The organism is Pseudoalteromonas sp. C12FD-1, from assembly GCF_037414265.1.
GTDB lineage: Bacteria > Pseudomonadota > Gammaproteobacteria > Enterobacterales > Alteromonadaceae > Pseudoalteromonas.
Map to the genome: position 1 here is coordinate 1 of NZ_JBBEVD010000052.1, position 21,142 is coordinate 21,142.

17 protein-coding genes are annotated in these 21,142 nt (G+C 41.1%); 15 read left to right on the top strand and 2 right to left on the bottom strand.

The window, feature by feature from the left end; genetic code table 11:
- Nucleotides 1-767 precede the first annotated feature (767 nt).
- The 5 genes from WDB87_RS07330 (at nt 768) to ihfA (ending at nt 6,301) form a co-directional block, all read left to right on the top strand.
- Nucleotides 768-1,823, top strand: a complete 1,056-nt coding sequence (locus tag WDB87_RS07330; protein ID WP_337849473.1) for a DUF2066 domain-containing protein — start codon at nt 768-770, stop codon at nt 1,821-1,823.
- Nucleotides 1,823-2,533, top strand: coding sequence for a DnaA regulatory inactivator Hda (gene hda, locus WDB87_RS07335; RefSeq protein WP_198401346.1), 711 nt, complete (start codon nt 1,823-1,825; stop codon nt 2,531-2,533). Before WDB87_RS07330 ends, hda begins: the two co-directional genes overlap by 1 nt.
- A gap of 82 nt (nt 2,534-2,615) precedes the next feature.
- Nucleotides 2,616-3,596 carry a phenylalanine--tRNA ligase subunit alpha gene (pheS, locus tag WDB87_RS07340; protein WP_286246835.1) on the top strand — a complete coding sequence of 327 codons (981 nt, stop codon included), beginning with the start codon at nt 2,616-2,618 and terminating at the stop codon, nt 3,594-3,596.
- Between the two features lie 15 nt (nt 3,597-3,611).
- Nucleotides 3,612-5,999 carry a phenylalanine--tRNA ligase subunit beta gene (gene pheT / locus WDB87_RS07345; protein ID WP_337849474.1) on the top strand — a complete coding sequence of 796 codons (2,388 nt, stop codon included), beginning with the start codon at nt 3,612-3,614 and terminating at the stop codon, nt 5,997-5,999.
- Between the two features lie 2 nt (nt 6,000-6,001).
- On the top strand, nt 6,002-6,301 hold the full coding sequence (gene ihfA, locus WDB87_RS07350) for an integration host factor subunit alpha (RefSeq protein ID WP_002960690.1): 300 nt from the start codon (nt 6,002-6,004) through the stop codon (nt 6,299-6,301).
- Nucleotides 6,302-6,414: 113 nt separating this feature from the next.
- On the opposite strand, the gene WDB87_RS07355 is transcribed toward ihfA, so the two are convergent.
- Nucleotides 6,415-7,215: a DUF2989 domain-containing protein gene (locus WDB87_RS07355; protein ID WP_286246884.1), complete on the bottom strand. Its 801-nt coding sequence runs from the start codon at nt 7,213-7,215 to the stop codon at nt 6,415-6,417.
- 174 nt (nt 7,216-7,389) lie between these two features.
- Here WDB87_RS07355 and WDB87_RS07360 point away from each other — a divergent pair, with 174 nt between their 5' ends.
- The 10 genes from WDB87_RS07360 (at nt 7,390) to ccoG (ending at nt 20,415) form a co-directional block, all read left to right on the top strand.
- Nucleotides 7,390-8,832: a glyceraldehyde-3-phosphate dehydrogenase gene (locus tag WDB87_RS07360; RefSeq protein ID WP_286246886.1), complete on the top strand. Its 1,443-nt coding sequence runs from the start codon at nt 7,390-7,392 to the stop codon at nt 8,830-8,832.
- Nucleotides 8,833-9,032: 200 nt separating this feature from the next.
- Nucleotides 9,033-10,160: a M14 family metallopeptidase gene (locus tag WDB87_RS07365; protein ID WP_337849475.1), complete on the top strand. Its 1,128-nt coding sequence runs from the start codon at nt 9,033-9,035 to the stop codon at nt 10,158-10,160.
- Nucleotides 10,161-10,318: 158 nt separating this feature from the next.
- Nucleotides 10,319-11,986, top strand: coding sequence for an alanine/glycine:cation symporter family protein (locus tag WDB87_RS07370; protein ID WP_337849476.1), 1,668 nt, complete (start codon nt 10,319-10,321; stop codon nt 11,984-11,986).
- A 59-nt stretch (nt 11,987-12,045) separates the two neighbouring features.
- On the top strand, nt 12,046-12,372 hold the full coding sequence (locus WDB87_RS07375) for a hypothetical protein (RefSeq protein WP_286247686.1): 327 nt from the start codon (nt 12,046-12,048) through the stop codon (nt 12,370-12,372).
- Nucleotide 12,373: 1 nt separating this feature from the next.
- Nucleotides 12,374-12,655: a YeaC family protein gene (locus WDB87_RS07380; RefSeq protein WP_004587239.1), complete on the top strand. Its 282-nt coding sequence runs from the start codon at nt 12,374-12,376 to the stop codon at nt 12,653-12,655.
- Entirely contained in the window at nt 12,645-15,326 is a 2,682-nt protein-coding gene (locus WDB87_RS07385; protein WP_337849477.1) for a DUF349 domain-containing protein, read from the top strand. The genes WDB87_RS07380 and WDB87_RS07385 overlap by 11 nt, the downstream gene beginning before the upstream one ends.
- Nucleotides 15,327-15,419: 93 nt before the next feature.
- Nucleotides 15,420-15,977: a DUF1439 domain-containing protein gene (locus WDB87_RS07390; RefSeq protein ID WP_286246896.1), complete on the top strand. Its 558-nt coding sequence runs from the start codon at nt 15,420-15,422 to the stop codon at nt 15,975-15,977.
- Between the two features lie 115 nt (nt 15,978-16,092).
- Entirely contained in the window at nt 16,093-17,412 is a 1,320-nt protein-coding gene (locus WDB87_RS07395) for an ABC1 kinase family protein (protein ID WP_337849478.1), read from the top strand.
- Between the two features lie 57 nt (nt 17,413-17,469).
- A complete protein-coding gene (locus WDB87_RS07400; RefSeq protein WP_286246899.1) occupies nt 17,470-18,888 on the top strand; it encodes a sigma-54 interaction domain-containing protein in 1,419 nt (472 codons plus the stop codon).
- A gap of 144 nt (nt 18,889-19,032) precedes the next feature.
- The gene (gene ccoG / locus WDB87_RS07405; protein ID WP_337849479.1) at nt 19,033-20,415 is read left to right on the top strand and encodes a cytochrome c oxidase accessory protein CcoG; all 1,383 of its coding nucleotides are present in this window, start codon (nt 19,033-19,035) and stop codon (nt 20,413-20,415) included.
- 180 nt (nt 20,416-20,595) lie between these two features.
- On the opposite strand, the gene WDB87_RS07410 is transcribed toward ccoG, so the two are convergent.
- Nucleotides 20,596-21,006, bottom strand: a complete 411-nt coding sequence (locus WDB87_RS07410) for a hypothetical protein (protein ID WP_337849480.1) — start codon at nt 21,004-21,006, stop codon at nt 20,596-20,598.
- Between the last annotated feature and the right edge of the window lie 136 nt (nt 21,007-21,142).

The window sequence follows — 21,142 nt, forward strand, 5'->3', positions numbered from 1 at the left end:
TGTGAAAGTAGGACATTGCCAGGCTCCAAATACGAGAAAGCCGCTTCAGAAATGAAGCGGCTTTTTTGCGTCTGTAAGAAAGTGAAAATATTAGCTATCAGCCGTCAGCTGCACAGCGTCAACCTGTACTTCGTTGCCTGGGTTGAGTATCACGAAACCCACGGGTAAAAGAACGCGACGACCACCTCAGTGCCCAGTGAATCCCATTGAAAAACATTAAGAGTACTTTGCTATGTGGCTCACTACCGCTGTGGGCACCACGACATTCTACTGCGTAGCGCACCGACTCTAAATACACGAAAGCCGTTTCATTTCGAAGCGGCTTTTTTACGTCTTCATACAAGCGAAATTCGCACACATAATACATTCACTTCTAAACCTATCATGTAGGTCGGGCGAGCAAAGCGACACCCGGCGCTAAAAATCATCGATAATAATTATAGTGTTCTTATTTCACGAGTTGGGTTATCAGATTTTATTCACACAGTCTCCCCCACTTTGGTAGCGTGGGCTGAATATCACTAAACTCTAGGATAAAGCACACTACATAATCATAATATTGCTTTTAAAGTTTATTGTGTGCGTTCTGTATATTCGCCTAGCCAATGAATATCCCCTTTGTATATTACTAAGAGGCAGTTTGTTTCTGTATTTAAGTTTTAAAATAAACGTATTTATTCAAAATAACTAGATTACAAATATAATTTTGCTTTGTTACTGGCTTTGATTTAGGATCAAAACAGTTTAAAACCAAGAACTAATAACCAGTGTATAGATTATTAATTAGTGCCATATCATTTATATTTTGTTTCTCTGTGTCGGCAGTTGAAGTAACTGATCTGTATCAAGATATATTAAAAGTCGATGATAAAAGTCGAGACACGCGTTTAGCCGCTAGCCGCAAAGCATTACTCAATGTGTTAGTAAAGGTAAGCGGGGATGAATCCGCAGATCAAAATAAGCTTGCTCAGCAGCGCACCAAAAACATTTCTGATTACATGCTCAAGTTTGAATACGATGAAAAAGCAAACGGACAGCTTCATCTCGTTGTTAAGTTTGAAGCGCGTAAAATCAATGAATTAATTAAAGAATTAAATTTACCTCTTTGGGGTGTTCAACGCCCATTAGTTGCTATTTGGTTAGGTATTGAGGATAACTGGCGCAGAGAGCTTGTTACACAAGAGAGTTATCCCCAGTTAGAGCAGCTTATATACGATAAAGCCGGACGACGTGGTTTACCTGTTGTAGTGCCACTATTAGATTTACAAGACCGACGTTTGGTTGGCATTCCTGAGGTATGGGGTAATTTTTCGGAGCCTGTTGAAGAGGCGTCGCGCCGTTATAGTGCCGAGCGCAGCATTACAGCACGCATGTATCAAGCTCCCGACAGCGAAACTTGGATTTTAGACTGGCGTTTTACTAATGATGATTTATTTGATTCAAACCGTCTTGAAGGTGATAAACAACAAATAGTAGGTCAGATGATAGACAGCTTAGCGTTGGGTTTAGCCAATGAATACGCAATCGACCCTAACGCGTATTATGAGCAGGCTGCGGCTACGCTTACCTTAAAGGGTACTCAAAGCTTTGTCGACATTGAACTTGCCAAACGTCGCCTACAAAGTTTGAGTGTAGTGACGCAAGCAACCATAATGCGCAAAACCCCAGAATTTGTCGAATTTAAGCTTAACCACACCGGTAGTGTAGGAGATCTTAAAAAGGGCCTTGGGCTTGATAGTGCATTTAGAGATTATGTAGACCCACGCGCATTTTACCATGTTGTAGACAAAAACAGTCTTGAGTATCAATGGGTCGGTGAGTAATGCTAAGCGCTGAGCCTATGCAAATGGCACTACCTGTTACATTGCCTGACGATGAAACATTTGCATCTTACTTTGGTGGGGAAGACTCTTTAGAGGTAAATCACCTTAAAGCGAGTTTTTCAAAGCTTGCCAACAAATTTCAATACACCTATTTGTGTGGCTTAGGCGATTCTGGTAAATCTCACTTATTGTACGCTACTTGTATACAAGCCCAAGAACGGGGCTTGTCAAACATGCTTTTGTCTATGCGTGAAGTTATCGATTTTGGCCCTATGGTGTTAGATGGCTTAGAAGCACTTGACGTATTATGCATTGATGATGTGCACTTAGTCGCTGGCAATGATGCCTGGGAAAAAGCCCTTTTTAACTTTTTTAATCGCTTTAATGAGCCCGGAAAAATGTTAGTGGTTACGGCGGATTTGCTCCCTGATATGCTTAATATCAGTTTGCCCGACTTAGAGTCTCGGCTAAAGTGGGGAACCACCTTTCAAATTCGATCTATGAGTGATGATGATAAAGCACAAGCGCTTGTTAAGCGAGCTCATATGCGTGGGCTTGAACTAAGTGATGAATGCGCACGCTTTTTATTGACTCGCTTAAGTCGTGATATGCGTGCTTTATTAGACGTATTAGACAAATTAGATCACGCATCAATGGCCGCACAACGAAAATTAACAATTCCCTTCATAAAATCAACGTTAAAGCTGTAGTAGGTCTAGAATCTAGACCCTGCTTTCAGTTATCATTAGTCAACAAAATTGTAATCACCTTCTGTGAAAGATCAGGTATCGAATGAACTTAGAAAATATTTTAGCGCAAGCACTTGAGGCAGTTGCCAGTGCCAGTGAAATCGCGCAACTAGAAGAGATCAGGGTTAATTACCTTGGTAAAAAAGGCGAAATCACAAGCTTACTTAAAACACTGGGTAAAATTGCTCCTGAAGAACGCAAAGAAGCAGGCCAAGTAATTAACCAAGCTAAGCAAGATGTACAAGTAGCAATTAATGAAAAGCGTGAGCTTTTAGCAAGTAAAGCGCTTGAAGAAAAGCTAGCTGCTGAAACAATTGATGTAACTTTACCAGGGCGCGTAATGCCTACAGGTGGCCTTCATCCGGTAACACGCACAATTGAGCGTATTGAAAGCTTTTTTGGCGAGCTAGGCTTTGCTGTTAAATCAGGCCCAGAAGTAGAAGATGATTTTCATAACTTTGATGCGTTAAATATTCCTGAGCATCACCCAGCGCGTGCTGATCACGATACCTTTTATTTTAATCCTAAGTTAGTACTGCGTACCCAAACAAGTGGTGTGCAAATTCGTACTATGGAAACAGAGCAACCGCCACTGCGAATTATTTCGCCAGGTCGAGTATATCGTAACGACTACGACCAAACGCATACTCCGATGTTTCATCAGGTAGAAGGTTTAATGGTTGATACTGATGTAAGCTTCACAGAGCTTAAGGGTATTTTACACGACTTCTTACGTAACTTTTTTGAAGAAGATATGGAAATTCGTTTCCGTCCTTCATTCTTCCCATTTACAGAGCCTTCAGCTGAAGTAGATGTTATGGGTAAAGACGGTAAATGGCTCGAAGTATTAGGTTGTGGCATGGTTCACCCTAACGTACTTAAGTCAGTAGGCATTGACCCAGAAAAATACACCGGTTTTGCTTTTGGTATGGGCGTAGAGCGCTTAACCATGCTGCGCTATGGCGTAAACGACTTACGTGCATTTTTTGAAAATGACTTAAAATTCCTAAACCAGTTCCGTTAAGAGTGAAAATATAAAATGAAATTTAGTGAAAAGTGGTTAAGAGAGTGGGTAAATCCTGCTATTGATACGCAAGCTCTTTCGGAACAGCTTTCTATGGCTGGCCTTGAGGTTGACGCAGTTGAGAGCGCGGCAGCGGATTTCAATGGCGTAGTAGTTGGTGAAGTTGTTGAGTGCGCACAGCACCCAGATGCAGATAAACTTCGCGTTACTAAAATCAATGTAGGTGGCGATGAGCTACTTGATATTGTGTGTGGTGCGCCAAACTGCCGCCAAGGCATTAAAGTAGCTGTTGCAACTGTTGGTGCTGTTTTACCGGGCGACTTTAAAATCAAAAAAGCCAAATTGCGCGGTCAGCCATCACACGGCATGCTGTGTGCTTTTGTTGAGCTAGGTATTAGTGAAGAAGGCGACGGTATCATGGAGCTACCAAGTGATGCGCCAATTGGTGCAGATCTTCGTGAATACTTAGGCCTTGATGACAGCATTATTGATGTTGACTTAACGCCAAACCGTGGTGACTGTTTAGGTATAAAAGGCCTTGCTCGTGAAGTAGGTGTTTTAAACAGCATTGATGTAAATGTATTAGCTATTCCAGCAGTTACTCCAGCAATTGACGATAAAGTATCCATTGAGCTGGTGAACGAAGAAGCATGTCCTCGCTACCTTGGTCGAGTGATAAAGGGTATTAGCCTTGATGCAGAAACACCGCTTTGGATGGTTGAAAAGCTTCGCCGTAGTGGTATTCGCTCAATTGATCCTGTTGTTGATGTTACTAACTATGTATTACTAGAGCTTGGCCATCCAATGCATGCATTCGATTTAAGTGCAATTGAAGGTGGTATTAAAGTTCGTAATGCCCATGCAGGCGAAGAGCTAGTATTACTTGATGGTAATACTGCAAAACTGAACGAATCAACACTTGTGATAGCCGATCATAATAAAGCACTTGCGATTGCAGGTATTTTTGGTGGCGAGCAATCAGGTGTAACAGAAAAAACGTCTGATATTTTATTAGAAAGCGCGTTTTTTAACCCGGTCGCGATTGCAGGTCAAGCCCGTAGTTACGGTCTACATACCGATGCATCACACCGCTATGAGCGTGGGGTAGATTTTGCTCTTCAACATGATGCAATGGAGCGTGCAACTGCTTTATTACTTGATATTGTTGGCGGCGAAGCAGGACCTGTTGTAGAAGCGGTGGCTGCTGATAAACTGCCAAAAGTGACAGAAGTACGCCTCCGTCGTGCGCGTTTAGACCGTGTAATTGGTCATCATATTGATGATGCTAAAGTGACTGATATTCTAACTCGTTTAGGGTTAGACGTTAAGTTTGAAAACGACAGCTGGAGTGCTGATATTCCAAGCTACCGTTTTGATATTTCTATTGAAGAAGACTTAGTTGAAGAAGTTGCGCGTGTTTATGGTTACAACAGTATCCCAAATGTTGCCCCTACTGCAAAGTTAAAAATGACTACGCATGATGAGTCTACAATTGCACTTAGCAAGTTTCGCAATGTATTAGTGACACGTGGCTACCAAGAAGCAATTACGTACAGCTTTGTAGACCCTAAAGCACAAGCAATTATACACCCGCAAAGTACACCGCTTATACTGCCGCACCCAATTTCAATTGAAATGTCGGCTATGCGTGTAAGCTTAATGCCAGGGCTTTTAGCATCGGTTGCGTATAATCAAAATCGTCAACAACCACGTATTCGTTTATTTGAGCATGGTCTTAAATTTATCAGCGATGACAGCGCAGAAAATGGCCTGCAGCAAGTGCCTGTTATTGGCGGTGTGATCACCGGCCTTGCACACGGCGAGCATTGGGTTGAGCAAAAACGTAACGTTGATTTTTACGACTTAAAAGGTGATGTTGAAGCCTTATTAGCAATCACCAACGATACAAGCCGTTTTGAAATTAAAGCAGAGCAGTCAGACGGTTTACACCCGGGCCAATCAGCGGTAATTTATGTTGATGGTAAAAAGGTAGGATTTTTTGGTGCTCTTCATCCTCAGGTGCAAAAATCGTTAGATATCAATAACGCAACTTTTGTATTTGAAATTGAAATGTCTGCAATAGAAAAAAGAAATTTACCGCAAGCTGTAGGGGTTTCAAAATTCCCTTCAAATCGCCGCGACATCGCGATTTTAGTGGCTGACAGCGTTAATTCAGGTGATATTTTAAGCACAATAGAAAAAGTTGGCGGAAATCAATTGGTTGACCTAAACTTATTCGATGTGTATAAGGGCAAAGGTATTGAGCCAAATTATAAGAGTTTGGCGATTGCTCTAACACTGCAGGCGGTTGATAGAACACTCGAAGAGAAAGATATCAATCTGGTAGTTGATAACGTGGTGGCCACATTGGCCGAAAAGTTTAATGCATCGTTGAGGGACTAGATATGGCGCTTACTAAAGCCGACATAGCTGAACACCTATTTGAAAAGCTCGGGATCAATAAAAAAGATGCCAAAGATTTAGTTGAAGCGTTTTTTGAAGAAATCCGCTCAGCGCTTGAAAAAGGCGAGCAGGTTAAGCTCTCTGGATTTGGTAACTTTGATCTTCGTGATAAAAAAGAAAGACCAGGCCGAAACCCGAAAACAGGAGAAGACATTCCTATTTCGGCGCGCCGCGTGGTGACCTTTAGACCAGGTCAAAAGCTTAAAACCCGTGTAGAAGTGGGTACAAGCAAAGCAAAATAAAAAAGGGCAGCGTAAGCTGCCTTTTTTATTTAAAAACCATTTGGCGACACGTTTAACCCCGCAAAATGATTAAGAATTATTGCGGGCTGAGATAATGCCAGGGTTTTGCTTACCTAAAATTCTCGTGGCGATACAAACTCACCGTTTTGTATTTGCTCATACGTTTGTTGAGCAAGGGAATCGAGTGCGTCTAAATTTTTACCATCGCTCATAAGTTGATGCTCAATTGGTAATAAATCTATATTCTCAATACCAGCGCTTTGCGCCACTTTCGAAAAAATATAAGCGTGTTTATATTTATCGTGCTTATAAAACAAGCTGATTAACGAGGCATACACTTCAGGGTTTGGCTGTTGGCCTGGTTTATTTAGCTCAAGCGTTTTGTAAAGCAAATCAATCGTTTTTTCATCATCAAATTTAATGTAATAAGAAGCGAGGTAAAACTGCATCTCTGCACTACTTGTTACGCTTTCATCATTTTCTAATGCAAGTAACCGTGTTAGTGCACTTTGTTCATTATTACGTGACCAATGATAGTAAAGCAAACCAGGGTGGTTTGTGTTTTTTGTGTCTTGATAAAGTCGTGTCATTTCTTTAAGGCTTGTAAGTTGGCCTTCTATGCGCGAGGTCGTTTTAGACTTTAGCTTAATATGTTCTATTTTTGCGGCTAAAGTAATACATTGATTATACGACTCAAACCCTTTAAGTAATTGGTATTTGTTTTCATCTGTGGGTTTTTTATATTCAATATAGCGTTTTAAAATAACCTCAGAGCGTTCATTCTTACAATGACTATCTTTATTTAAATCACTGCAAAAGCCAGGTGTTTCTTTACATACCTGAGCGAGAGTCAGTGGTTCTTCGCATCCTGTTAACGCTAGCATTGTTAGTATTACGCTTGCTCTTAAAACCATCCCTTAACCTCAAATGAATATATACATTACTATTCTAGCGCAATCATTTGTGCGCTAACAGTAGAGAATAACTTTAGATTAACTTAGAATAGCCCTGCCTGGAGTGCATTACTCTCAAAATCTAATGCATTTTTAAAGGCTATCCGTTCAAAATGATTAAATTAGGTAAATAAAATGACCTCATCTCACGAATTAGAATATACAAATAGTTGGCAAGAGCGCCAAGATTACGCCGAAAGCATGCAACCTATTATTGGTAAGCTTTATCGTAACCGTGGCATAGAAATCGCTGTATATGGCCGTCCTCTCGTTAATGCCAGTACTATCGATATTATCAAATCACATAAAACTGTAGCGCAATTCGAAGGCACTAAATTACGCTTACGTGAAAGCTTTCCGTTTTTAGAAGCGATTAGCAAAATGGAGCTAAATTCAGCTCGTATTGATATTGGTAAACTTGCTTATAGCTACTTGTACGGTGAGGCTGCTAATGGCCGCACAGTTGATGAATTTGTAAAAGACGAATTAGCCGAAATTGCAGACTCACCAGCCAAAGAGCCGCGTGATGTTGTATTGTATGGCTTTGGTCGTATAGGGCGTTTATTGGCGCGCTTATTAATCGAAAAATCAGGTCCTTATGCCGACTTACGCCTACGCGCAATTGTGGTACGTGGTGGTAAAGAAGGCGACCTTGAAAAACGTGCAAGCTTGCTGCGTCGCGATTCAATTCATGGCCCATTTAATGGCTCAATTACTATTGATAAAGAGCGTAATGCAATTAAAGCGAATGGTAGCTACATCCAAGTGATTTATGCTAACTCGCCAAGCGAGGTTGATTACACCGCTTACGGTATCGAAAATGCACTAGTAGTCGATAACACCGGTATTTGGAAAGACGAGGCAGGCCTTGGCCAGCACTTAGAGTCTAAAGGGGCTGCAAAAGTACTATTAACAGCACCGGCTAAAGGCAATATTAAAAACATTGTTTATGGTGTAAATAACCAAGACATCAAGCCTGAAGATAAAATCGTATGTGCAGCAAGCTGTACCACCAATGCGATTACGCCAACCCTTAAAGCATTAAACGATAAGTTTGGTATTAATAACGGCCACGTAGAAACCGTACACTCTTACACAAACGATCAAAACCTTATTGATAACTACCACAAAGCAGAGCGTCGTGGACGTGCTGCTGCACTTAATATGGTAATTACCGAAACAGGTGCAGCTAAAGCGGTATCTAAAGCGCTTCCTGAGCTTGAAGGTAAGCTAACAGGTAATGCGATTCGTGTGCCTACACCTAATGTATCGCTTGCCATATTAAACTTAAACCTCAATAGCAGCACGTCTGTTGAAGAGCTAAATGCGTTTTTACGTGAAACCGCACTACATTCAGAATTGCGCGACCAAATTGACTACACCGCCTCGACCGAAATCGTATCTACCGATTTAGTTGGTAGCCGCTACGCGGGTGTTGTTGATTCGCAAGCTACAATTGTTGAAGGTAACCGCGTTGTTTTATACGTATGGTACGACAATGAATTTGGCTACAGCTGCCAAGTAGTCCGTTGTATGCGTGATATGGCTGAAGTGGCTTTCCCAAGTTTACCTCGCTAATATAAACGCAATTATATTAAGCCAGCTTTTTTGCTGGCTTTTTTAGTCGCGTTATATTTTTAAAGTGTACCCTGTGTGGTAGGCTTTAATTATTGAGATGTGTACTGCGGTTATCCCGTAATTATGCATTTTACTATTTATAAAATAGTGTCAGTTCTGCAAGTTAAGCAGATAAACTTATTCTACCTTAAGGTTTTTTCATGAAAATCAGCAGCAATTTTGATAGTGGTAACATAAAGGTTATCGAAGCCACCGATCCGCTAAATATTCAATTAGAAATTAACAACGATCACCAGTCTGAATTTTATCAATGGTTTCACTTTCGCTTAGAAACAACACCTTATCAATTGCATAAGTTAAATATTAATAATTTAGACAAATCAGCCTACCCAGATGGATGGGAAGGTTACCAAACGGTTGCATCGTACGATCGTCAAACCTGGTTCCGTGTGCCGTCAAATTACGAAAATGGTACGCTAACGTTTGAGCTAGAGCCCGAGTGCGGTAGCGTTTATTTTGCTTACTTTGCGCCTTACAGCTACGAGCGTCATTTAGATTTATTAGCGTGGGCACAAAGCGAAGAGCTTTGCCAACTACAAACATTAGGCGAAACACTTGATGGCCGTGACATGAGCGTGCTTAAAATTGGTCAGCCTAGCGAAGATAAAAAAACAATCTGGATCACAGCGCGCCAACACCCAGGCGAAACAATGGCAGAATGGTTTGTAGAAGGACTATTACACAAACTGCTTGATGATGAAGACCCTCATGCAGCAGCGCTTTTATCAAAAGCCGTATTTTATGTAGTCCCAAACATGAACCCAGATGGCAGTGTACGGGGTCACCTTCGTACTAATGCAAAAGGCGTTAACTTAAACCGTGAGTGGCAAACACCGAGCATGGAAAATAGCCCAGAAGTGTATTTAGTGCTTAATAAAATGCGCGAAACCGGCCTAGATATGCACTTAGATATTCACGGCGATGAAGCTATTCCTTATAACTTTGTAGCAGGTAGTGAGGGGATTCCAAGCTACGATGACCGCTTAAAAGACTTAGAAGATAGCTTTAAAGCAGCGCTGCTTACTATTACCCCTGAGTTTCAAGATGAACACGGCTACGATAAAGACGAGCCGGGTAAAGCTAATTTAACGGTTGGCTCATCTGCAACCGCAGAAGAATTTAAAGCACTTACTTACACAATTGAGATGCCTTTCAAAGACAATAACGACTTACCAGATCCTGATTACGGCTGGTCAGACCGCCGCTCGTATCAATTTGGCCAAGATACTTTAGCCGCAATCGTAAATGTCGTTGATAAATTAAGATAAATTAGTATAAGGTAAGGGCAACATTAAAATGTTGCCCTTTTTTATTACAAAATTAACAAATAATAAAAGTGCGCAATAGCTTAGTTATCGTATTACCTAGCTCTCAATAAGTAATAAACAATCAACAGTCTCAAATAAAATAATAAGAGGTATTTAGCGTGGATGCATTCGGACAACTTTTAGATAGCCTAGATGGCATGTTAGGGGGGGCTGTTTGGTTTCCCTACGTGCTGTTAGGAGTTGGTCTATTTTTTACTATTTATTTAAAATTCCCACAAATTCGTTATTTCAAACATGCGTGTAAAGTGGTTACCGGTAAGTTTGACAAAAAAGGCACCGAGGGTGACACCACCCACTTTCAAGCGCTTGCTACTGCGCTTTCTGGCACCGTAGGTACGGGTAACATTGGCGGGGTGGCCTTGGCTATTTCTATTGGTGGCCCAGCAGCACTATTTTGGATGTGGATGACGGCATTTTTTGGTATGACCACCAAATTTGTAGAAGTAACGCTTTCGCACAAATACCGCGAAAAAACACAAGATGGCACCATGGCGGGTGGCCCTATGTATTACATGGATAAACGCCTTAACATGAAGTGGCTAGCTATTTTATTTGCCGTTGCCACTGTAATTAGTTCATTTGGTACAGGCAGCTTGCCACAAATTAATAATATTGCGCAGGGTATGGAAGCCACATTTGGTTTTGCCCCTATGGCAACCGGTGCTGTGTTATCTATTTTACTCGCGTTGGTTATTTTAGGCGGTATCAAGCGTATTGCTGCAATTACATCACGTGTAGTGCCAATTATGGCTGTTATTTACATAGTGGGGGCGTTAGGTGTTATTTTTTACAATGTAGAAAACATCGGACCTTCGTTTGCCTCAATTTTTGTTGATGCTTTCACTGGCTCAGCAGCAGCGGGTGGCTTTTTAGGTGCATCTTTTGCGTATGCATTTAACAGAGGCGTAAATCGTGGTTTGTTCTCAAATGAAGCCGGTCAAGGTTCAGCACCCATTGCTCACGCATCAGCAAAAGCAGATGAACCAGTTTCAGAAGGTATGGTATCTATTTTAGAGCCGTTTATCGATACAATCATCATTTGTACATTAACAGGCTTAGTTATTTTATCGTCAGGTGTGTGGAACGAAAAATTCGAAACGCATTTTGAGCGTTCATCAATGAGTATTATTAAAGGTGACTACTCAGAAACTAACAAAGCGCAGCGCCAAGAGCTATACAACTACCTAAATGGTAACGATAGCAAGGTAGAGCTATTTAACGGTAATATTGATGTGGTTAACGGCGAGCCAACAAGTAATGGTTTTACCGTATTACATTCTCGCTCAATTGGTGAAGACATACGTTTTGGCATTACCGAAAAACATAAATACACAGGTATTGTTGAGGTGAAAAACGGCATGCCAACCGACGACAGCATAAGTTTAATTGGTAAATCGTTGGTGCATTCAGCAGAGCTAACAACCAAAGCGTTTACACGAGGCTTTTTTGGCGATAGTGGCCAATACATCGTATCGATAGGTTTATTGTTATTCGCATTTTCTACTGCCATTGCATGGTCGTACTACGGTGACCGTGCCATGATTTACTTACTTGGTAATCGCTCGGTTATGCCGTATCGCGTATTTTACGTTGCGGCGTTCTTTTGGGCGTCGTTTGCCGATACCACTTTAGTATGGAAATTAGCAGCCGTTGCAATTGTCGTTATGACCTTGCCTAACTTATTTGGCATTATGTTATTGCGTAAAGAGATGAAGCAATCTGTAGATGACTACTGGGTTAAATTCAAAAAAGACAACGAGCAATAAAACAAGTACAATAAAAGGCGCCGCAAGGCGCTTTTTTTATGCGTAGTATGGAGAGTAGTATGGCGATTATTCATTGCCCCAAGTGTGCAAAATCAATTTCAGATAAACATCAGCAGTGCCCGCATTGCAATAGTAACATTGGCGCACTTAATTCTGAGCAGGTACAACAGCTTCAGCGCGAACAGCGAATTAAAAAACAGCAAATGTTTATGAACCATTCTTTCTTGGCGCTCATACTATTTTTAGGTGGCTTTTTTTGCTTGTACTTTTTGCAGCCCGCAAAAGAAACCCTTGAGTGGTACGCTTATACAGTCGCAATTGGTGTTGGCTGTATTTGGTACTTAGTAAACCGCGTTATTTTAGTGACTCTAAAAAAGAAAAGATGACATGAATATTGACAACCTTGTACAAAATATCACCCCAGAATTATTTGAGCGTTTACAGTACGGAGCTTCAACGGGTAAGTGGCCCGATGGTACGCCGCTCTCTGATGAGCAAAAGCAACAAACGGTGCAACTTGTTATGCTTTACCAAGCTAAAATAGCGCAATCGAACGAGCAATTTACCATTGGCGCTAATGGCGAAATGATCCAAAAGACAAAAGCACAACTACAAAAAGAATTTAAATCAGAAAACGAAATAGCTAGGTTTAGTGAACATGATCTTTAAACACCTTTTTACACCTAAGTGGAAACACCCAAAGCAACAAGTTCGTCTAGACGCAATTGAAAAGCTTGATGTAGAGCGCGACGCATCCATTTTAAGCACATTAGCACTGGAAGATAATTCAGCCGAAATACGCCGCAAAGCACTGCAAAAAGTAAATAATTTAGCACTGTGGTGGAAAGCCTATAAACAAGATCAGGCTCTTAAAGAAGTAGCCGAAATACAAATTTCGAACGCGGTGCTAAACAACGAAAGTGCATTAAGCACACAAATTAAAAGTGAGTATATAGACCGTTTTGCACCGGTTAAAACGCTAGAAAAGCTCGCCTTTGCAGAAAAAGAACTACAAGTGCGCGTTAAACTTTTAAAACGTTTAGCGAACCCTAAATTAATTGAAAAAGCGTTTAAAGAAGGCAGCGAAGAGCTTCAAAGTCAACTTGTAGAACTAGCTATAACGCACCAACTTATTAAGTCGTTAGTAAAGCATGCTAAAGGCGATGCAAAGCTTAAGCTTGAGCAACATATTGAAAACGAACGTTTAGCAATTGAAATGCCAGCTAAGGTAGAGAGTGCCACCCGTGTAATTTTAGCCAAATTAAACGCCCTACGTGATAAAAACGATTACGCCATAGTTAATCCACAAGCAGGCGATTTAATGGCGCAGTGGCAAGCGCTTGAGCTTAAATGGTTAAGCGAAGATCACGTTAAAGAACTAGATAAAAAATATATCAGTATTACAGATAAACTCGATACGCATATTGCGACACTTAAAGCTCAACACGAGCAAGAGCAGCTGCGCTTAGCAGAGCAACAGCGCCAATTATTAGCCTTAGCAACACTTGAAGCGTTGAGCGAAGAAATAGAAAACGCATTGCAACTAGGTTTAGAAACGCCAGAACAAATTCAGCAAGATTGGTTAGAAGCTAAAGTAGCGCAAGCTAAGCAAACGTTAACCGACGCACAACACGGCGATAACGCACAAACTAAGCACGTTATTACAAAGCTTGAAAAGCTATTCAATCAGGTGGTAAAACTACCAGAGCTTAGTAGCGCAATTGCGAAATTTAAAATTGCGTTTGATGAGCTCAAAGCCATTGAGCCTGCGCAACAGCTAGCCGATTACGACGATGTTTTAACACGTTTTAATAATACATTTAAACAAACTCGCAGCCATTTAAATGTGCTTGATGGGGCATTGCAGGAAAACTCTAAATCGCAATTAAACGCATATAAAAAACAGTTTTTAGCGCAAATAAGTGAGCTGACAAAGCCACTTGAAAAAAATCAAAGCACAGCTAAGCGTAAAGCACGTGATGTAAAACGCCTTATAGAGCAAGGCCGCTTTAATGTTGCCTTTGGTGTATTTAAAGGCTTTGAAGAGTTGTTTGATAAATTAACACCGCAATTTCAGCAACCACTGGTAAACTTAAAAGCTGATTTAGAAGCACAACTTGCAGAAGCTAAAGATTGGCAAAAATATGCAGCAGCACCAAAACGCGAAGCTTTACTTGAAGAGGTGGCAGCATTAGTTGACCAACCGTGTGACGACCCTCAACAGCGTGCTGAGCAAGTTAAAGCGTTTCGTAAGCGTTGGAACGAGCTAGGTCGCTTAGATACAGATCAAGAAAAAAAACAAGGTGAGCAGTTTGATAGCAACATAGAGCTATTATTTGCACCGTGTCGTAGCTATTTTGCCGAGCAAGAAGTGGCGCGCGAAGCGGCAAAAGCCCAGCGTGAAGTACTGATAAACGATATGCAAGCACTAAGCGAGCAAGACACCGCTATTGAAAGCTTTGATTGGAAGCAGTTTGAAAGCCAATACAACCGTTTAAATAAAGCGTGGCGTAACGTAGGGAAAGTTGACCCTAAAACATACCGCGTATTAAACGAAAGCTTTAAAACACAGCAGCAGAGCGTTCTTGCTATATTAAATGCATACCATAAAGGTAACGCAGCACAAAAAAATGCCTTAGTGGAGCGCGCCTCTGCGCTGTCGCAAAGTGAAGATTTAGCGGCGGCATGCCAAGAGTTAAAGCAATTACAACAGCAATGGCAAAGTATAGGTTTTGCAGGTTTAAAAGCCGAAAATGCGCTGTGGCAAAAGTTTCGCCAATATAACGATGAAACCTTTAGCAAACGTAGCAGTGAGTTTGAGCAGCAAAAGCTGGCTCAAAACGAAACAGATAAACAAGCTGCAATAGAACTGGCAGAGCTAGAAAGTGCTCTTGAGCAAGTAAATCAAAAAGCCCAATTGCATGATCTTGAAACCAAAGTCAAAGGCTACGCACAATATAAATCGCTTGCGTCAAAAGTGGCAGCATTATTAAGTGCTATTGACGAAAAGCTCGCTTTACTTACAAGCCAAGCGCAGCATGCGCAATTTGAAGCGCTGATCACTGCTCTTGAAAACAACGATGTAGTGCCGAGCCAGTTTCAAGCACCGTTAACGACGTCGCTTAGTAGTGAGCAGCTGATTACAAGAATGGAAATTCTTGCTAATGTAAGCTCGCAAAACGCAGCGCTGAGAATGGCTGAGCAAGTTGCCATGCTTGATGATAAACACCGCGGTGAGCATGCTGATTTAAACTATTATTTAAAGCAGTTATTAGCGCTCAGTAAGGGTTCAGTTGAGCCTGACACACTAGCTAAAATTAAAACGATTTTTACAGCATAATATGTAATTAACTTGAACTAAATACAGGTGTTACATGATAAAAGCCGCTGTTTTAGCGGCTTTTTTATAATACCAACGAGGATAAAGGTTAGCATGAGAATTTTAATACTGTTTTTAACCACACTACTTTTAAGCGCATGTAATTCTACACAAGGCGTGTCAGTTTACTCATTTACCAGCTCAGAAGTAGAAAGTGTGCTGGGTAAACAGTTGCCCAAATTAAGTGAAAAAGTGAGCTTAATGGGGCTGCCGGTGCAGTTTGATGTGAACGATTTAAGTGTAAATATAGGTCCTGATAACCGCGACGTCGTAGTACTTGGCGCAGACTCAACTGCAGAAGTAAACGCATTCGCACTAAAATACCCAGTACGCTTAACGCTACAAATTGAGGGTAGCCCGTTTTACGACAGTGAAAAAAAAGCCGTGTTTTTACGTAATGTTAAACTTCTAGATTCGAGCGTGGATGCAGGTGGCTTTAAAGGTAATTTAGCGGCGCTTGATAATGAAGCGATGGATGTTATAAACGCATTTTTAGCAGTAAATCCTGTTTATACATTAAATATGGACGACCCTAAAATGATGCTGCTAAGTAAGTTACCGCTTGATATGAAAGTGGTTGAAGGGGCAATTAAACTGGTACCACGCCTTTAATGACCAGCACACTGCTTACGTTAGTTTTATTATCCAAACATATGGTTAAATAGATCGAGCCCAGTAAAATGTACGTATTAATTAGCCTGTTTCTCAGGCTAATTAGGTGTTTATAATGGCAGCTTCGCGCAGTGTACCTACCTCAAGACTCTCTCGATTTGCAAAGCTTGGCTCCTTAGCCAGTGGTGTTGCAACCAACATGCTTATAGATGGCACTAAAAGTGCGCTTTCGGGTAATGGTTGGAATAATAAAGCTTTACTCTTACAACCTAAAAACATAGAAAAACTAGCTGTTCAGCTTGCACACCTTCGTGGTGCTGCCATGAAACTAGGGCAATTATTGTCTATGGATGCTGGCGAGCTATTAAGTCCTGAGCTTACTCAATTACTTGCATTGCTTCGCGCTGATGCAAACCCAATGCCGCACAATCAATTAGTTAAGGTACTTAAAAGTGAATGGGGGGATGACTGGCTTAATCGTTTTTCGCATATTGAACTTAGGCCATTTGCAACGGCTTCTATTGGCCAAGTGCACTTAGCTTATCAAGAAAATGGTGAAAAGCTGGCGGTGAAAATTCAATACCCAGGTATTGCGCAAAGTGTGCATAGCGATGTAGACAATGTTATTGCACTATTAAACATTGCGCGGTTAATCCCTAAAGAGCTTGATATACAGCCACTAATTAATGAGGCTAAAGCGCAGCTACTTGCCGAGGCTGATTATGAACGCGAAGCACACTACCTTAAAAGAGTCGGTGAGTTGCTAAGCCAGCACGTTAATTTTAAAGTGCCTAAAGTATTTGGTGTTCATAACACACAACGTATCTTGGCAATGGAGTATGTGCAAGCAACACCTATAGAAATGCTCAGCAATTTACCCCAAGGCGAGCAAAATAATATTGCAGCGAGTCTCATAGATTTATTTTTTAAAGAGATGTTTGAGTTTAAGCTAATTCAAACCGATCCTAACTTTGCTAATTTTCATTATCAGATCCAGAGTAAGCAAATTGTGTTATTTGATTTTGGGGCAACCCGAGAGATCTCGAGTAAGTTGAGCAAGGCTTACCTGTCACTATTTATTGCAGGCACTGAAAACAATAGGGCGGGCGTGTTAGCCGCCGCAACTCAGATAGGTTACTTTAAAGATGATATTGTAGATCGTTATAAAAATCATGTTATTGACTTATTTTTAATGGCGTGTGAGCCGCTAAGAACCACTGGCGAGTTTGATTTTAAAAACAGCCCTTTAGCAACGAATATTAAAAATGCGGGGCTTGAATTGAGTGCACAGTCGCAGCAATGGCATACACCGCCGGTTGATGCGTTGTTTATTCACCGTAAGCTAACTGGGCTTTATTTAATTGCGGCAAAGTTAAACGCAAAAATAGATATTAACGCTTTGTTTAAGCCATATATTAAAGGCCACTTTATTTAACTGTTTGGCGCGTCACTTTGTGGCATAATAATCGTGATATTTCGCGAGGATGATGCAATGATAAAACAATTTTTAAATGACCCCAAACTTTTACTTAATGCGGTAGGAGAGGGCATTTACGGCTTTGATTTATCGGGCAATGCGGTGTTTGTAAACCCAGCAGCTGAACGCATGACCGGCTGGAAAGCCGATGAGTTATTGGGTAAAAAAATACATCAGTATCATCATCACAGTCACGCCGATGGCTCTCCTTATCCAGCCGATGAATGCCAAATATATTGCACCATGTTTGATGGTAAACGCCGCGAGGTTAAAAACGAAGTATTCTGGCGTAAAGACGGCACCTCGTTTGCAGTAGAATACACATCAACCCCCGTTTACAGGCAGGGTGAGTTAATTGGTGCAGTCGCGGTATTTCGCGATATATCGGCGCAGCAGCAAACCCAAAACGAGCTTAAGCAAGCGCTTGAGCAAGTTAAGCATTTGAGTGAGCAGCTGCAAGATGAAAATAACTACCTAATTGCAGAGCTTAACGAAGACTGGCAAGACTCAGGCTTAGTTGGCCAAAGCCATGTTTTTCAAGCTATGTTGGCGCAAATTAAACTCGTTAGCGAAACCGACAGCACAGTATTAATTTTAGGTGAAAATGGAACCGGCAAAGAGCTGGTGGCGCGTAACTTACACCGGTTAAGTAAGCGCAGTAATCAAGCTTTTATAAAAGTGAACTGCGCAGCGTTTACGCCAAGCTTGTTGGAGTCTGAATTATTTGGCCACGAGCGTGGTGCGTTTACCGGTGCAAACGAGCGGCGTAAAGGCCGCTTTGAACTGGCCGACAAAGGCACGCTGTTTTTAGACGAAGTTGCTGAGCTGCCATTAGAAGCGCAAAGTAAATTGCTACGGGTATTACAAGAGCAAGAGTTTGAACGGGTTGGCGGCAGTACTACGCTTAAGGTAAATATTAGAGTATTGGCAGCAACCAATCGCGACTTATGGCAAATGGTGCAAAAAGGCACCTTTCGAATTGATTTATATTACCGCCTTAATGTGTTTCCTATTAAAGTGCCAGCGCTTAAAGAGCGCAAAGAAGACATTCCTTATTTATGCACCAATTTAATTACTCAACTAAATAAACGCTTAGCAAAGCAAATAAAAGGGGTGAGTAAAAAAGCGATTAGCCAACTACAAGCTTATGATTGGCCTGGTAATATTCGCGAGTTACAAAACGTATTAGAGCGCGAAGCTATTTTAACTAAACATACAGTCCTTAAACTGAGCCAGCCATTGCATGGCGATGAAAGCACAGCTGTAAATACATCACTTACGCTTGCAGAGGCGCAAAAACAGCACATTATTGCGGTGCTTGAATTATCACAGTGGCAAATATCGGGCGATAAAGGCGCCGCTTGTAAATTAGGCCTGCCCGAGAGCACTTTGCGCTCAAAAATGCGCAAACTAGGAATAAGCAAAAATACGTGATATATCGCGCCATTCGTTAAATATCGCGAATTTATTTTGTCTTATTTTTATAAATTCATTTAATATCAATGATTTAAATAAAGTTTCAGCTTGGTCTGAAAGTTGCAAAAGTAGCATTGATACCGTCACTATTAAGTAGCTACTATGAAGTTTGATATTAAAGAAGAAGATATGATCATCAAGCCCTATAACACACCAGGGCCTATTTATATTCGTGAGCAAAAGGGCTTTTACCAACAAATACGCCGTAGCCTTGGCTGGTTACTTATGCTTATGTTTATTGCCATTCCGTGGATTCAATACAAAGGTGAACAAGCTGTACTACTTGATGTAGCCACGCAAAAGTTTACTATTTTTGGTTTAACCTTACTGCCACAAGACTTTATGATTTTAGCACTGCTATTTATGGTAGGCGCGTTTGCTTTGTTTTTTGTCACGAATTGGCTTGGCCGCGTGTGGTGTGGGTATACCTGCCCGCAAACAATCTGGATGTTAATGTTTAGTTGGGTTGAGCAACGTATAGAAGGTACGCGTAATCAGCGTATAAAGTTAGATAAATCGCCATGGAGTGCACTAAAGTGGCGTAAAAAAATAACCAAACACGCTGCGTGGCTTGTTATATCGCTGCTTACTGCAACGTCGTTTATGGCGTATTTTATTCCCGCTAAAAGTTTATACCTTGAAATGTTTACCTTACAGTGGTCGGGCATTACCAACTTTTGGGTGTTTTTATTTGCATTTTGTACTTATGGAAATGCCGGCTTTTTACGCGAAAAAATGTGTAACGTGGCATGCCCGTATTCTCGCTTCCAATCAGTGATGTTTGATAAAGATACATTAATCGTGAGCTACGATGCTAAGCGCGGCGAAAACCGTGGCCCGCGTAAACGTAAAGCAGACCCTAAAGCACTTAATTTAGGCGACTGTGTTGATTGTAACTTGTGTGTAGAGGTATGCCCTGCAGGCATAGATATACGCAACGGCTTGCAATACGAGTGTATAAATTGTGGCTTATGTATTGATGCCTGTGATGACACCATGGATAAATTTGGCTACCAAAAAGGGTTAATTAAATACGCCAGCGAAAAACAGCTAGAAGGTAAAAAAACCAACCCATTTAGGCTTAAATTAGTGGGGTATGGGGTATTAACAGGAGTATTAATTATTTCTATGGTTGCGTGGGTATTGCAGCGAACGCCAATAGAGGCATCGGTACTGCGCGATAGAAATGCCTTATACCGTGTAAATTATGAAGGCTTGGTAGAAAACCCATACACACTCACTATTATTAATAAAACTCAGCAGCCGTTGCACTATGGCGTAGTCATTGAAGGCTTAACTGTAGCTACGCTTAGCGCGCCAAGCTCTATTTTGGTGCAGCCAGGAATGATGAAAAAAATTCCGGTTACAGTCACCGCCGATGGCTACGATATTGCCAAAAAAGTAACGCCAGTGAGTTTTGTTATTACCGCCATAGAAAACCCTGATATAGCAATTACTAAAGCAAGTCAGTTTTATAAAAACTAGGGCGTGTTGATAGCACGGCAAAAAATTCGCTATTTAGTTGGTCTCGGCAATTACTCCTGCATTGCTCTACCTTTACCATCCACATAGTTGTAAGTGAGAGTTTTTTAACGCAGACAGTGACACGTTTAGCCCCTAAAATGATTAAGTATTATTGCGGATTGGTACAAGGCTTGAGCTAATTTAGCTCAAGCCATTGTTTAAATGCGAAGAAATAAAGCGTTTTGCTTCATCAAGGTTATTAAACAAACATTCTTCAAAGTTAACCTCGCGTTTGGCGTTTTGCAATATTCGCTGCATTTGGCTTATAGCGATAGGAGATGTGAGGACAAATGCACTTATTAAGCAGTTAGTTTGTTGCATATGTGTGCTTATGGCGACCATTTCTTGCTCTGCATCGGGTGTAGCTGCAAGTACACACGATGAGTCGCTTATGTAACCCCATTGCTTACCTTCAAATTCAGCCACGGTATCAAAAAGGGCGGATTTAAAGTTGGCCAATAGCTCTAGGTCTAAATTTCCGCTAAATTGGGCAATCACTATATTGCCCTCAACGGATAAAGTGACCTCTGCATGCTTATTTTTAAACTTCATTGCAGACTCCTAATTTAAATTAGTTTATAACTTATACCAATTCACTTAATTAAGTGCTCTAATTTGAAGCTAAAAAAACGTGTTGATAAATATAGTCGTAAATGAAATTTTTTTTAACGTTTGTAGCGACACGTTG